We start from the raw sequence: 13,472 nt of genomic DNA, 5'->3' as shown, positions 1-13,472 counted from the left end.
AGACATCGATAGGGTCCTGTTTCATAGACACTAGTCAATGAAAGAGGTGTGTCATGGGTGGCAAGCATCCGGTCGTGGTGATCGGAGCCGGTCCGGTAGGGCTGGCGACAGCTGCGGAGTTGGTCGCGCGCGACCTGCCGGTCCTGGTCCTGGAGAAGGGGAACTCCGCCGGTGCCGCCGTGTCCGATTGGGGCCACGTGCGCCTGTTCTCGATGTGGCGCGACCTGGTGGACCCGGCCGCGGAGAAGCTGCTCACCGCCACCGATTGGCGGCGCCCGGACGACGCGGGCTACCCGACCGGCCGCGAGTGGGTCGAGGCCTACCTCGCTCCCCTGGCCGGGGCCCTGGGCGAACGGGTCCGCTTCGGCGCCGAGGTGACCGGCGTGAGCCGCATGGGCCGGGACCGGGTCGTGGACGCCGGACGCGGGGAGCAGCCCTTCACCGTGCGCCTTCGCACCGACCGGGGCGAGGAGCGGATCCTGGCCCGCGCGGTGGTCGACGCCTCCGGCACCTGGGGCACGCCCAACCCGGTGGGCGGCGACGGGCTGCCCGCACTGGGCGAGTCGACGGCCGCCAAGCACGTCTCGTACCGCATTCCCGACACCGCCGCCCCGACCGAACGGGCCCGGTACGCGGGCCGCACCACGGCGGTCGTGGGCAAGGGTCACTCGGCGCTGACCGCCCTGGTCGCTTTGACCTCGCTGGCCGAGCAGGAGCCCGGAACGAAGGCGTTGTGGGTGCTGCGCCGCGGAGAGGTCGGCGACGCCTTCGGCGGCGGGGCCGCCGACCAGCTGGCCGCGCGCGGCGCCCTGGGACAGCGCGCCCGCGAGGCCGTTCAGGCCGGGCACGTCGAGGTGGTGACCGGGTTCCGCACGGCCGAGGTCCGCACGGAGCAGGACGGACGTCTCGTACTGGCCGACGAGGACGGCCGGGAGCTGGACCCCGTGGACGAGGTGGTCGCCCTCACCGGATTCCGCCCCGACCTGTCCTTCCTGTCCGAGATCCGCCTCGGCCTGGACAGCGCCCTCCAGGCACCGGTGGAACTCGCCCCGCTCATCGACCCCAACCAGCACTCCTGCGGCACCGTCTACCCCCACGGAGCGCAGGAGCTCTCCCACCCCGAGGAGGGGTTCTTCCTCGCGGGAATGAAGTCCTACGGGCGCGCCCCGACCTTCCTCGCCCTGACCGGCTACGAGCAGGTGCGCAGCGTCGCCGCCCATCTGGCCGGGGACCGCGAGGCCGCCGCCCGGGTGGAGCTGGTCCTGCCCGAGACGGGGGTCTGTAGCGGCGGAGGCCTGTCCGAGGAGCCGGACGCGGCGGTCGAGAGCGGCGGCTGCTGCGGACCCACGCCCGAAACCGCAGAGGAGCCCGCAGCCGAGCAAGGTGGTTGCTGCGGCGGCTTGGCCGTCTCCGAGGCGCCGGTGATCTCTCTCGGCGAGAGCCGCACCGTGCCCTCCCAGGAGGCGGCTGCGTCCGCCGGAAGCGGCTGCTGCTCCACATCGGTTCAGCAGGTCGAGCTGGGTGAGCCGGACCGGGTCTCGTGACACCTGTGTCCAGTCGGGTCTCCGGCGCGTCCGCACCCGCCGTGGTCGGTGCGCGCCGAGGCCTGGCGGTCCTGTGTGTCACCGTCACCGCCAGCTACGGGGCCTTGTTCTACGCCTTCCCCGTCCTAGCTCCGAGCATCACCGCCGACACCGGGTGGTCCCTGACCACGGTGACCGCGCTGTTCTCCGCCTCCCAGGTCATGGCGGGGTTGACAGGTATCCCAGTGGGGCGCTGGGTCCAGGCCCGGGGCCCGCGCCCGGCAATGGCGGCGGCGGCTCTGCTCGCGGCTCCCGCCGTGGCGGCCATAGCTCTGGCCCCGAACCTGTGGGGCTTCGCCGTCGCGTGGCTGGTGGCGGGAGCCGCGATGGCTGGGCTGTTCTACCCTCCGGCCTTCGCCGCCCTGACCCACTGGTACCGGCAGGACAAAGTGCGAGCTCTGACCGCGTTGACCCTGGTCACCGGGCTAACCAGCACCATCTTCGCTCCATTGACCGCACTACTGGAGGGAGCGTGGGGCTGGCGAGGCGCCTATCTGGTGCTCGCGGCCATCCTGCTCCTCGTGGTGGTGCCCTTACACGCTTTCGCCCTACCCCGAGGCCTATCTTCCGAGAACGATGGCTATTCGGGCGGCCAGAAGAAGGATGTGCGCTCTGTGGTGCGCAGCCGCGCCTTCTGGGCCCTCACAGCGGCTCTGCTCCTAGGGTCCTTCACCATGTACGCGGTCGTGATCAACATCGTCCCTCTGCTGAAGCAACAGGGATTCGGCACGACGGAAGCGGCCTGGGCCCTGGGTATGGGTGGCGTGGGACAGGTGCTCGGCCGTCTGGTCTACGCGCCCCTAGAACGGAGGACCGGCCCGGTTCTGCGCACTGCGGCCGTTCTGGGTGCCTGCGCGGTGACCACTCTCCTTCTGGCTCTGGCCCCTGGCCCTCTGGGGTTGGTCCTGGTCGTCGCCGCCCTAGCGGGCATGGCACGTGGCATCCTCACCCTCCTCCAGGCCACCGCGGTAGCCGACCGGTGGGGAACGGAGCACTACGCCACCCTCAACGGCGTCATGCACACCCCGCTGATGTTGGCCGTCGCGGTCGCGCCCTGGGCTGGCGCCGCCCTGGCTGGTCCCCTGGGCGGATACCCGGCGGCGTTCGCGGCACTGGGAGCGCTGGCGGCACTCGGCGCGTTGACCGCCCTAGCCACTCGCACCGAGCGGGTTGTCACCTCTTCTTGATCCTCCCCTCGAGGTGCGCGCCCTCGCCAGAATGAAAGAGCCTCTGTTATGGACGACGTTCCCCTCGCCGTCATCGGTGCTGGCCAGGCAGGTCTGGCCACCGCCTGGGCCGCCAACCGGCGCGGTCTGCGCCCCCTTGTGCTGGAGGCGGCCGACCTGCCGGGCGGCTCGTGGCCGCACTACTACGACAGCCTGTCCCTGTTCTCCCCCGCCCGCTTCTCCTCCCTGCCCGGACACGCGCTACCGGGCGATCCGGAGCGTTATCCGCGCCGGGACGAGGTGGTGGACTATCTGCGCGACTACGCCTCGCACCTGGACGCGGACCTGCGCTGCGGCCAGCGGGTGAAGCGGGTCGAGCGCGACGGGCACGGGTTCACGCTCACCACCGCCGACGGCTCCCGGGCGCGGGCCGCAGTGGTGGTCGCCGCCACCGGCGGCTTCACCCGACCCCATCGCCCCGACCTGCCGGGGCTGGCGGACTTCACCGGGACCGTCCTGCACGCCGCTGAATACCGTGTCCCCGAGCCCTTCACCGGCCAGCGCGTCGTGGTGGTCGGCGGCGGCAACTCCGGAGTCCAGATCGCCGCGGAGCTCGCCGACGTGGCCCGGGTCAGCCTCGCCACCCGGGCACCGGTGACCTGGGCGAACCAGCGGCCCCTGGGCCGGGACATCCACTGGTGGTTCACCCGCAGCGGTCTGGACGCCGCCCCGCTGCGCGGCGTCTGGGAGAAGGGTCCGACCCTGGTCAACGACGACGGCCGCCACCGTGCGGCCTTCACCACGGGCAACCCCGACCGGCGGGAGATGTTCACCCGACTGGAGGGCGGAAAGGCGGTGTGGGCGGACGGCGCGGTGGAGGAGGTGGACACCGTTCTGCTGGCCACCGGGTACCGGCCCGCACTGGGTTACCTCTCCCCCACAACGGCGCTGGACTCCCGCAGGCGTCCGCTGCACCGCGGTGGGATATCCACCACCGTGCCAGGGCTGGGGTACGTGGGACTCGAGTTCCAGCGCAGCTTCTCCTCGGCCACCCTGCGCGGAGTCGGACGCGACGCCCGACACGTCGTGCGACGACTCCTCGTCGGAGTGCGCCGATGAGGGAAACATCTGCTTCCGTCCAAGGAACGCACGCTAAAAGGGCCAGCCCGGACCGAATCACACACCATGGAAAGAAGAGGACCATGCAACAGACAGAAGCGACCACTGGAGCGGAAGCGGTCAGCTCTGAGGAGGAGAAGACGGTTTCCCTGCGTCACCTCAGCGCCGCCAGGCGCCGGGCGCTACGGACCCTGTGCGACGACGGACCAGCCTCGGCCCAGGACGTCGCCGACATGTGGCGGCACAGCACCCCACTCACGGCGCGGGCCCACCTCATCGCACGGCTGCTGTGGGTGCTGGAGTCCCTGGACTACGCCGAGCCCACTGGTGCGCCGGGGGTTTACCGCGCCACCGCGCGCGGTGCACGGGCCCTGCAGTGGCACTGAACGCTCGGCCCCCTCACTTCGTCCCAGGCCGCGCCTCACGCTCAAGCTCCTGGATGATCTTCGCGACAGTCGCCTTGGCCGTGCGCGCCGCACCGATGAGGGTGGCCGAGGCAGGGCCTGTCCAATCGCCGTAGCCCAACAGGTGCAGGCGGGGTTGGGCTACGACCCTGGTCCCCTCCACAACGACCCTGCCCCGTTCGTTGACGAGACCCAGGGAATCGAGGTGGCGCAACACCGGGTAGAACCCCGTGCACCACACGATCACGTCGCACTCCACCGTGCTGCCGTCGGCCCAAGCCATACCGGTGTGGGTGAGGCGGTCGAACATCGGCTCAGCTTTGGTGTCTCCGCGTTTGCGGGCCTCGCTCACGCTCGGCACCACCACGATGTCTCCCAATTCCGCAATTCCCCCGGGGTGGGCTTCTCCTCGTTCAGCCGCTTTCTGTGAGCCTGTGGCGAGAGCGAAGAGAGCCCTACCGTCGACGTCGTCAGGCAGGAACCGGGGCGGACGCGAGGTGATCCAGGTGGTCCGCGTAACCGCGGATACCTCAGCCAGGATTTGGGCCGCCGAGTTTCCTCCGCCTACCACCGCGACGCGCCGCTCGACGAACTCTTCGGGGCGGCGGTAGTCCACCGTGTGGAACTGCTCGCCCTCGAAGACGTCACGGCCTGGGATGTCTGGGATGTGGGGTGCCCGCCAAGTACCGGTGGCGCTGATGACATACCGGGCTGACCAGGTGTCCCCGTCAGTGACCAGTCTCAGTCGGCTCCCCACCCGCTCGACCCGACGCACGTGCACCGAGCGCCGGACCGGGAGAGCATAACGGCGCTCGTACTCAGTCAGATACCAGGCCACGTGCCGCGCGCTCGGATACTCCTGCCCTTCCTCAACGGGCATCCACCAGCCGGGCAGCATACTGTGCGAGGCCGGGGAGAACAGCCGTAAGGAGTCCCAGTACTCGGGCCAGGACCCTCCTGGTTCCTCACGGTCGTCCAGGATGACGAAGTCGGCCTTGGCGCGGCGCAGAAAGTACCCGGCCGCCAGTCCGGCCTGTCCACCGCCGATGACCGCGATGTCAACTAAGTGTTCCATACGTCCTCCCGACGCTCACGTGAACGGGGCCCGCTTATCTGCGGGCCCCATAGACGAGCCGTGCTACCTCCGCTCCGGGTCGAAGCGCCTGCGCCAGGCCAAGGACACGTACACCAGGGCGATGAGCACGGGCACCTCGATCAGCGGACCCACCACCCCGGCCAGGGCCTGGCCCGAGGTGACGCCGAAGGTCGCGATCGCGACCGCGATGGCCAGCTCGAAGTTGTTGCCCGCCGCCGTGAAGGCCAGCGTCGCGGTGCGGTCGTAGTCCATCCCGACCGCCTTGCCGAAGGCGAAGGTACCGAACCACATGAGGGCGAAGTAGACCAGCAGCGGCACCGCGATGCGCGCCACGTCCAGCGGTTGGCTGGTGATCCGGTCCCCCTGGAGGGCGAACAGCAGCACGATGGTGAACAGCAGGCCGTACAGCGCCCACGGGCCGATCCGGGGCAGGAAGGCCGACTCGTAGCGCTCGCGGCCCATCCGCCGCTCGCCGATCCGGCGGGTGAGGAACCCCGCCACGAGGGGGATGCCGAGGAAGATCACCACGTTGAGCGCGATGAGCCAGGGGGAGGCGTCCAGGCCGCCGGTGTCCAGGCCCAGCCACCCGGGCAGCAGGTCCAGGTAGAACCAGCCCAGCAGGCCGAAGACCAGTACCTGGAAGACCGAGTTCAGCGCGACCAGCACGGCGGCGGCCTCGCGGTTACCGCAGGCCAGGTCGTTCCAGATGATGACCATCGCGATGCAGCGCGCCAGGCCGACGATGATCAGGCCGGTGCGGTACTCGGGCAGGTCGGCCAGGAAGATCCAGGCCAGCGCGAACATCACCGCGGGGCCGATGAGCCAGTTGATCACCAGGGAGGAGACCAGCAGCTGGGTGTCGCGGGTGACGGTGTCCAGCCGGTCGTAGCGGACCTTGGCCAGCACCGGGTACATCATGACCAGCAGGCCGAGCGCGATGGGCAGGGAGATCCCGCCGACCTCCATGGCGGCCAGGAGTTCGTTCAGCCCCGGGACCAGGCGCCCCAGACCCAGGCCGACGGCCATGGCGAGCAGGATCCACACCGCGAGGAACCGGTCGAGGAACGACAGTTTCGCGACGACGGACCCGTCCGTACCACTGGTGGTCCTGTCGGTCGAGGCCATCAGCAGGGCCTCCTGTTCGCGGCGGCGCCGCTGGCGCGGGCGGTGGCGGCGAGCCCGGACAGGGCCCCGGAGAGGTCCTCGATCCGGTCCGGGCACAGCCGGTAGTAGGTGAACCGGCCGCAGGGCTCGGTCTCCACCACCCCCGCCTCGCGCAGGATCCGCAGGTGGTTGGACAGGTTGGTCTGGCGCGCCCCGGTCTCCTCGACCAGGTGCGTCGTACACAGGGTCTCCCGGGCGAGCAGGGTCACGATCCGCAACCGGAGCGGGTCTCCCAGCGCCCTCATGAGGTCAGTGTCGACTGATATCAGCATGCGCTGATACTATCTCATCATTCGAGGCTGATGAATTGCCGAACGGCCTCTTCTCTCGCAGAGGAATCCAGAGTATGACCATCCCCGAGCCGCAGTCGCTCCTGCACGAGCGCGTCAATGTCGGTGCCGCCCGCCTGGCCACTCGTCACCAGGGCCGTTTCTCCATCGAGACCGTGCAGGCACTCATCCTCGACTCCTACCAGCGCCTGGCCGCCACGGCCCGGGTCACCACTCACCTGAACGTCCTGGCCGAACGTCTGGCTACCGAACGCCTGGACGCCCTCGCCTCCATCCAGCAGGTTTCTCATGACCGGCCACCCCGAGTGCTGTTCGTGTGCACGCAGAACTCCGGGCGCTCCCAGATCGCCGCCGCCCTGCTGGCTCACCGCGCCACGGAGCCGATCACCGTCTCCTCCGCGGGCACCGAACACGTTGCGGACGTGGAGCCGAACCTGGCCAGGGTTCTACAAGAAGTGGGGGTGGACCTCGGCCCGGCCTACCCCAAGCCACTGACCCAGGAGGTCGTGGAGGCAGCCGACGTCGTGGTGACCCTGGGCTGCGGGGACGCGTGCCCGGTCGTGCCCGGCAAGCGCTACCTGGACTGGCCCACTGCTGATCCCCACGGCGCCTCCATCGAGGACCTGCGCCACATCCGCGACACTATTAACACGCACGTCGGCGGCCTCGTGGCCTTCCTGGCCTCGCCGTCCATCACCGCTGAAACGAAGTAGAGGCAGTACCCATGACCAGTTCCGCCAAGCCGTCCGTCCTGTTCGTGTGCGTCCACAACGCGGGCCGCTCCCAGATGGCCGCCGCCTGGCTGTCCCACCTGGCCGGGGACCGCGTGGAGGTCCGCTCCGCCGGGTCCGCGCCCGCCGACGCGCTCAACCCCGCCGTGGTCGAGGCCATGGCCGAGGTCGGCGTGGACATCACCGACCAGCACCCCAAGATCCTCACCACCGAGGCCGTCGAGGCCTCCGACGTGTGCGTGACCATGGGCTGCGGCGACACCTGCCCCATCTTCCCGGGCAAGCGCTACCTGGACTGGACCCTGCCCGACCCCGCCGGTCAGGACGTGGCCGCCGTCCGCCCCATCCGCGACGAGATCAAGAAGCGCGTCGCGGAACTGATCAAGGAGCTCTCCACTCAGGAGTGGACAGGGCAGCTGGAATAGCACATAGCGGGTTCTTGGACCGCCCAGCCGCCCCACGCCACCAGAGAAGCACTCCGAGCCCTGCTCGAACTCGGAAGAACTCGTGGCCAGCAGCGGCAGGCACGGGCCACAGTGGCGGCGTTGAGGACCTCTTGCGCTCCTTCTCCAGCCCACGTGAGGCGATGTTCAGGGTGTACTGCTGATCGACGGTAAACCGGCGAGAATGGCCGGTCACGGTCTCTTCTGGTGTCGGACAGTGGGCGCGAGCCGCTCGATGTGACCGCTGATCTGAGTGAAGGCGTCCTCGAAGGCGGTGGCGGTGTCCGCCCGTATCGGGTCGGGAACCGACCAGTGCAGACGATCGCGGGCGGGAGGGAGTTCCTCGTGAGCGCTGTCGCAGACTGCCACGATCAGGTCGCCCTCGCGCAGCACGTCGTCCACGTGGGCGGGGGTTCGGGATCCGATTCGCAGACCGTGACTGCGGGCTGTGGTCAGCGCGCCTTCGTGGACGCGAGAGCCGGGATGGGTACCGGCCGATGCTGCGGGGACCGGGCTGTGGTGTTCCCACAGCGCGGCGGCCAGTTGGGAGCGGGCCGTGTTGTGGGTACACACGAACACCACGCGGGGCGTGTTCAGGAGGGGGGCCAGTGTCAGGGCTGTGAGCGCCTCAGGGCGAAGGCGAATGTAGACCCGGCGCTGGTCCGCTTCGGAACGGACACGGGTGATGACATCAGCCTCCTCCAGGATGCGTAGGTGGTAGGCGACGAGGTTAGAACGCATGCTCAACAGTTCGCCCAGTTCGGTGGGGGAGGCGTCGCCTGTTCGCAGGACGTCGGTGACGGCCAGGCGGGCGCTGTCCGCCAGCACCGCGTGCAGCCTGGCCCGGTGTTCCAAGGCAAGCTCAGCGTTCATCGGGTCAACATTCACAGGGTGAACATACGGGGACAAGCCCTCGCTCCTTCTCTTCGCTCGAAGCCCGTCTGGGATTCGATACCTGCTCTGAAGTGCGCCATGCCTGTTGCGCGGGAACCACAACGCTTCCGACGCGCTCGCTCGTCGCCATCCGCCTTCGACACGGCCTCCCAGACTCGGCCTGAACGCCCGGCTGTCTTCGTGCGACAGGGGTCCCCCATTCCGGGAGAGCCCAGTCGGGTCCGGCCTGCGACGGTGAAACCCGGCACGCCGGCGTTCGTTCCCCAGAACTTTCGAGCCAAGAGGATGAGCGACAGCGGGAAGCGCCGGACCCAGAACGGGACCGAGGTGAAGTCCGCGAACGACTATCCCTCGCCCACACCGATATCCTAATCCGCCGACACGGCAGAGGAAAGGACGGGGGACATTGCCGCGCAGCGCAACTGCTCCAGCGAACGCGCTCCGCGTGCTTTCTCGTTCACCGTTGAGCCCGCGGTGCCGCGGTGCCACGGTGCCGCGGCACGTGGCACCGATGCAGAATCGGCCGCCCCAAATCCTCTGCCTCGACGGCCTTCTCGATCCCAAAGGGAGCGATAACTCTTTTCTTGGCTGGCCGAAGTGGGACAGTCGGCACTTGCTCATCGAAGGAGGCTCTTTTTGAGAGCCACGAAATCAGCCCCGGCTTTGCGCAAGGCTGTCTTCGTCCCCAGGAAAAACCGAAGGCAGCAGAAGCCGGGGAGCCGGATTCGCCCGCCCCGGAGAACCTCTCATACCACTTCCTCGCCCGACAGGCCTCCAGCAGAGATGGAAATAGGTAACAGCAGTGGACCTGATTCGTCAATGGAATGAAATGTGAACCATGTCACATGAAACTTTGGTCGCTGCCGCGACCCGTGCTTGGCAACGCCACCTGGAAGCATATTGAACATACTCGTGCTTCTAGTTTCGCCCTCCCCGCTCAGTGGTGGCTCTTTCGCCACTCCGAGGCGTACCCCATGGCGGGAATCAGATACTGGAAATCGTTCCACACGAGGGACGGAAAAGCCCGACCAAGCTCTCTTGGCCGGGTTCCGATCCGTGTACACCGGTCGTCAGGTGCTGGCGCTCGCATGGGTCGGCTGATCCCCGCGGCTCTCCAGTAGGGACGCGATGACATTCCAGTTCACGGCACAGGCGCGCGCGACCGCCGCGATTCTGGCTGCCTGGTGCGGGGGGATGTGTTCGACGAGGTCGGCCTCATCGTGGCGTATGACGCGGGCCTCGAGCCAACGAATCATCGTGCGGCCCTCGTCGTTGTACCGGAGAGTGGGATCCCTCTTGAGCGAGTCGAGCACAACCCCGAGATCGATGGGTCGGACCTCGGCGGAGCGCTGCTTCGTGCCTTTCATCCTTGCACTGACCTGTTCGTTCAGCTCGGACGCAGCCGGATGGTCAGCCGTGGTCAACGCGTCGCCGACCGCATCGCCTCTCGTCCCGGGCGCGAAGGTGTCATCGCTGGATTGGGGGTTGTCCTCACCTCCCATCCGGTCACGGATGTCCCGCACCGTCTCCATGGAGACACAGGCTAGCCTGGAGATTTCCCGAAGTGATGCCTCCGGGTTCTGCGACAGGAGGTCAGCAGCCCTTCGGTGTTTTTCGTCGGGGTTGACGACCCGGACACGGCCGTCGAGCCCGACTCGAACCGCAGATTGGACAGCGGGGTCGGTCGAGGCGCGGCGCAGGGTACCGACCGTCTTTCCGGACAAGCCGACCCTGGCGGCGATCGCTCGGTCCGACCATTCGGGGTGACTGGCCAGGATCTTCTTCGCGGACTCCCTACGGTCGGCCAGAGTCAGAGGAAGCCCATGTCGGATGTTCGCTTCAACCGCTGTGAGAAAACAGTCAGGGACCGAGCCGTCGAAGTAGACCACCTCGATGGTTGTGCGGCCACTCATCCGTGTCGCCTGCAGGCGGTGCATCCCGTCGATAACCCGCATCGTCGACCGGTGGACAAGGATCGGAGGTAATTCTTCGATCCGCTCGGCCAGACGTGCCACGTGATCGCGGTCGATCCCTTCCACCCGGGGGGAATCGGCGTCCAACAGGACGTCGACCCGGACTCGCTCCGAAGTGGTCGCCATCTCAGCTCCTTTGACGAAGAACGCTATCCATGGTCAGCGTGGCGGATTCAGTATGGTCGCCAGCGGTGCGCCGAATCCTTTCGCCATCGACAGAGCCAGAGACGGACTCGGCACGGAGAACGTGGACGCGGATGCCGTGGTCAAGCCGGACAGGGGAAAGAAGCGCGAGGACGCGCCGACGCGCACGGGGTTCCGGAGCAGCGCTGAGGTGAGTACTCACAGAGACCAAGAATAAAGTGTATTTTCTCTGTTTTCAACCAACAACAGATCACCTGCTCTGTTTTTCTGGGAGGTTTGGCACCGTACGTGCTCGATGATGGCACCGAGTCGGGCGCGGATAGCCGCACCAGTGGCCCTTGACGCAGGTAGTGGACGCGTGTACCCGCTGATCATGATCAATATTGGCCTCGGAAGTCAGGACCATGAAGAGGCAGGAGTGGTCGGAGCGGACGTGGGTTCTTCTCATCCAGGATGCGAGCGTGAAGTTAGTTCGTTCTGGGTACGCTGATACAACTCTGAACCGGGTCGGTACCAGTGCTGGCGTGACCATAGAAGCACTGACCTTCCGTTTTTCGTCCAAGGCGGCGTTGATCGAAGCCGTATGCACATGGGGTGCCGACGTCACGCGATGCGCACGGACCGTGGTGGACGAGGTGTCCGATGTTCCGCGCTCCCAGGACCGGTTGCGCCTGCCCGCGTAGGTAGGCGCCATCTTCGGCACCCACGGCACCATGCCCCTTGGGCCCCGGGTCCGCTCCCCTCCTCCTGTCGTCCTCAGTTGGCCCGCTCTCCCGCGGCGGCCCCACACCCAACAACTGACCGTTCGGGCAGGGGCCGAGGCCCCTGGGCGCCCACCCGGCAGAGCAGGTTCACTGATGGCAACAGTGCTCGCTGATGAGATCATGAGTGATGCCGTAATGGCGCCCTGATCAGGGAGATGTCGGTGCTCCTCGCCCGGCTCGCGGGGCACCACCGAAGGACACAACAGCAAAAGCTGTTGACATGAATAATTACTGTTGATAGGAGTAGGGTTATGTCGAAGGAACTGGACATCCGGCTGCTCGAAGGCGAAGAGCTGTCGAACTGGGAGCGGGCTCGGCTGCTCGTTCCCAAGCTGAAGGCGCTGGCCGACGAGAACCGTACGATCCTGTGCCTTCTCCTCGCCGAGCGCCCGCACACCGTCAAGGAACTCCAGGAAGCAACCGGACTCAGCCAGACCCTCATCAGTCACCACCTGCGCCCCCTGCGTGAGCAGGAACTCGTCAAGGTCATGCCCCGTGGCCGGTCCAACGTGTACGCGCTCTGCTGCGAGGAGCTCGGGATGCCGGTCCGCTGGCTCGCCTCGCTCGCGGCGCTGACCCCCGAAGGCGCCAAGGCATGCTGCCTCAGCGAAGAAGACGACGAAGCGACTACCCCCCCAGAGGAACCAACAGATGTCTGAAAACTGGATCGAGACGATCAAGACGTTCGGAACGATCGCGATTGAGCTGGTCCTGCTCTTCTTCGCGGTCGCGTTCCTCGTCGCTCTGCTGCAGCGCCGGTTGGGTGAGGAGAGACTCCAGCGCTGGCTGGCGGGGGGAAAGCTGACGGCCCCTCTGAAGGGTGCTGTTCTCGGTGCGCTCACCCCCTTCTGCTCGTGCTCCACGCTCCCGATGCTCATGGGCATGCTGAAGGTCGGGGCACCCTTTCGGGCGGCGGCGGCGTTCCTGCTCGCCTCTCCCCTGCTGAATCCCATCATCCTCGGTATCACCTGGATCCTCTTCAGCTGGCAGGTCATGGTCGGCTACTTCCTGGTGGTCTTTGTCAGCACGATCTTGCTCGCTCTCCTCCTGGAGGCGCTGGGGATGGAGAAGTACGTCCGCCGGGTCAAGGTCAGTGCGGAGGGACACAGTGACGCCCCCTGGCAGGGCCTCAAGGCCGAGGCCCGTCCCGCCTGGGACCAGGCCGTGTCGTTCTTCAAGCCGCTGGCGATTCCGATGCTGATCGGTGTGTCGATCGGTGCCTTCATCTACGGTGTGGTTCCCGAGACTTTCCTGGCCTCCGTCGCGGGTCCCGACAACCTGTTCGCCGTGCCGGTCGCCGCGCTCATCGGTATCCCCCTCTACATTCGCACCGAGGCCGCCCTTCCCATCGGCCTCGCCCTACAGGCGGCCGGAATGGGGCTGGGCCCGGTGTTCGCCCTCATCATCGGTGGGGCCGGAGCCAGTGTTCCCGAACTGGCCATGCTGGCCGCGATCTTCAAACCGCGGTTGGTCGGCGCCTACGTCGCCTGCGTTCTGGTGGTCGCCATTGCCGGTGGCCTTCTCATCCCCCTCGTGGCCTGATTCCCTCCGTTCCCGCACCCGCGGTTCCTCTCCGGTCGACGACCGTGAGAGGGGCCGCGATCGTCGTTCCGCGCGTAGCGCGGTGGCCGATTTCCCCCAGCGGAGGTCATCGGCGCACCGCTGCCGTCGGTACGGCGACGGTGAGCGGCAGGTTCGACC

General features: G+C 67.5%; 14 protein-coding genes. 9 read left to right on the top strand and 5 right to left on the bottom strand.

Annotation, left to right across the window (positions count from 1 at the left end):
- The first annotated feature begins 53 nt into the window (after window positions 1–53).
- From ACSTA4_RS09930 to ACSTA4_RS09915, 4 genes are all read left to right on the top strand, one after another.
- Window positions 54–1,544 (top strand): FAD-dependent oxidoreductase, encoded by a 1,491-nt coding sequence (locus tag ACSTA4_RS09930; protein WP_212643355.1) that lies wholly within the window; start codon window positions 54–56, stop codon window positions 1,542–1,544.
- Entirely contained in the window at window positions 1,541–2,770 is a 1,230-nt protein-coding gene (locus ACSTA4_RS09925; RefSeq protein ID WP_444963280.1) for an MFS transporter, read from the top strand. Before ACSTA4_RS09930 ends, ACSTA4_RS09925 begins: the two co-directional genes overlap by 4 nt.
- A gap of 48 nt (window positions 2,771–2,818) precedes the next feature.
- Window positions 2,819–3,868, top strand: a complete 1,050-nt coding sequence (locus ACSTA4_RS09920; RefSeq protein ID WP_212643353.1) for a flavin-containing monooxygenase — start codon at window positions 2,819–2,821, stop codon at window positions 3,866–3,868.
- Window positions 3,869–3,951: 83 nt separating this feature from the next.
- Window positions 3,952–4,254, top strand: a complete 303-nt coding sequence (locus ACSTA4_RS09915) for a hypothetical protein (protein ID WP_212643352.1) — start codon at window positions 3,952–3,954, stop codon at window positions 4,252–4,254.
- A 13-nt stretch (window positions 4,255–4,267) separates the two neighbouring features.
- Here ACSTA4_RS09915 and ACSTA4_RS09910 read toward each other — a convergent pair whose 3' ends face one another.
- The 3 genes from ACSTA4_RS09910 to ACSTA4_RS09900 all read right to left on the bottom strand — a co-directional run bounded on the left by ACSTA4_RS09910 (window position 4,268) and on the right by ACSTA4_RS09900 (window position 6,777).
- Window positions 4,268–5,347 carry an ArsO family NAD(P)H-dependent flavin-containing monooxygenase gene (locus ACSTA4_RS09910; protein ID WP_444963279.1) on the bottom strand — a complete coding sequence of 360 codons (1,080 nt, stop codon included), beginning with the start codon at window positions 5,345–5,347 and terminating at the stop codon, window positions 4,268–4,270.
- Window positions 5,348–5,410: 63 nt separating this feature from the next.
- Window positions 5,411–6,493, bottom strand: a complete 1,083-nt coding sequence (gene arsB / locus ACSTA4_RS09905) for an ACR3 family arsenite efflux transporter (RefSeq protein WP_444963278.1) — start codon at window positions 6,491–6,493, stop codon at window positions 5,411–5,413.
- The gene (locus ACSTA4_RS09900; RefSeq protein ID WP_248774720.1) at window positions 6,493–6,777 is read right to left on the bottom strand and encodes an ArsR/SmtB family transcription factor; all 285 of its coding nucleotides are present in this window, start codon (window positions 6,775–6,777) and stop codon (window positions 6,493–6,495) included. Before ACSTA4_RS09900 ends, arsB begins: the two co-directional genes overlap by 1 nt.
- Window positions 6,778–6,878: 101 nt before the next feature.
- Here ACSTA4_RS09900 and ACSTA4_RS09895 point away from each other — a divergent pair, with 101 nt between their 5' ends.
- Both ACSTA4_RS09895 and ACSTA4_RS09890 read left to right on the top strand, forming a co-directional pair.
- Window positions 6,879–7,535, top strand: a complete 657-nt coding sequence (locus ACSTA4_RS09895; protein WP_444963277.1) for an arsenate-mycothiol transferase ArsC — start codon at window positions 6,879–6,881, stop codon at window positions 7,533–7,535.
- An 11-nt stretch (window positions 7,536–7,546) separates the two neighbouring features.
- A complete protein-coding gene (locus ACSTA4_RS09890) occupies window positions 7,547–7,978 on the top strand; it encodes an arsenate reductase ArsC (protein WP_444963276.1) in 432 nt (143 codons plus the stop codon).
- 210 nt (window positions 7,979–8,188) lie between these two features.
- On the opposite strand, the gene ACSTA4_RS09885 is transcribed toward ACSTA4_RS09890, so the two are convergent.
- Both ACSTA4_RS09885 and ACSTA4_RS09880 read right to left on the bottom strand, forming a co-directional pair.
- A complete protein-coding gene (locus tag ACSTA4_RS09885; protein ID WP_444963275.1) occupies window positions 8,189–8,869 on the bottom strand; it encodes an arsenate reductase/protein-tyrosine-phosphatase family protein in 681 nt (226 codons plus the stop codon).
- 1,091 nt (window positions 8,870–9,960) lie between these two features.
- Window positions 9,961–10,989 carry a ParB/RepB/Spo0J family partition protein gene (locus ACSTA4_RS09880; RefSeq protein ID WP_444963274.1) on the bottom strand — a complete coding sequence of 343 codons (1,029 nt, stop codon included), beginning with the start codon at window positions 10,987–10,989 and terminating at the stop codon, window positions 9,961–9,963.
- A gap of 422 nt (window positions 10,990–11,411) precedes the next feature.
- On the opposite strand from ACSTA4_RS09880, the gene ACSTA4_RS09875 reads away from it, so the two are divergent.
- The 3 genes from ACSTA4_RS09875 (at window position 11,412) to ACSTA4_RS09865 (ending at window position 13,313) form a co-directional block, all read left to right on the top strand.
- A complete protein-coding gene (locus ACSTA4_RS09875) occupies window positions 11,412–11,690 on the top strand; it encodes a TetR family transcriptional regulator (RefSeq protein ID WP_444963273.1) in 279 nt (92 codons plus the stop codon).
- A 332-nt stretch (window positions 11,691–12,022) separates the two neighbouring features.
- A complete protein-coding gene (locus ACSTA4_RS09870; protein ID WP_212643344.1) occupies window positions 12,023–12,430 on the top strand; it encodes an ArsR/SmtB family transcription factor in 408 nt (135 codons plus the stop codon).
- Window positions 12,423–13,313 (top strand): permease, encoded by an 891-nt coding sequence (locus ACSTA4_RS09865; RefSeq protein ID WP_212643343.1) that lies wholly within the window; start codon window positions 12,423–12,425, stop codon window positions 13,311–13,313. The genes ACSTA4_RS09870 and ACSTA4_RS09865 overlap by 8 nt, the downstream gene beginning before the upstream one ends.
- The last annotated feature ends 159 nt before the right edge of the window (window positions 13,314–13,472 follow it).

The organism is Nocardiopsis sp. M1B1 (assembly GCF_052466615.1).
Note: the sequence above shows the minus strand (reverse complement) of the source record. Positions and strands in the feature narration are given on the sequence as shown.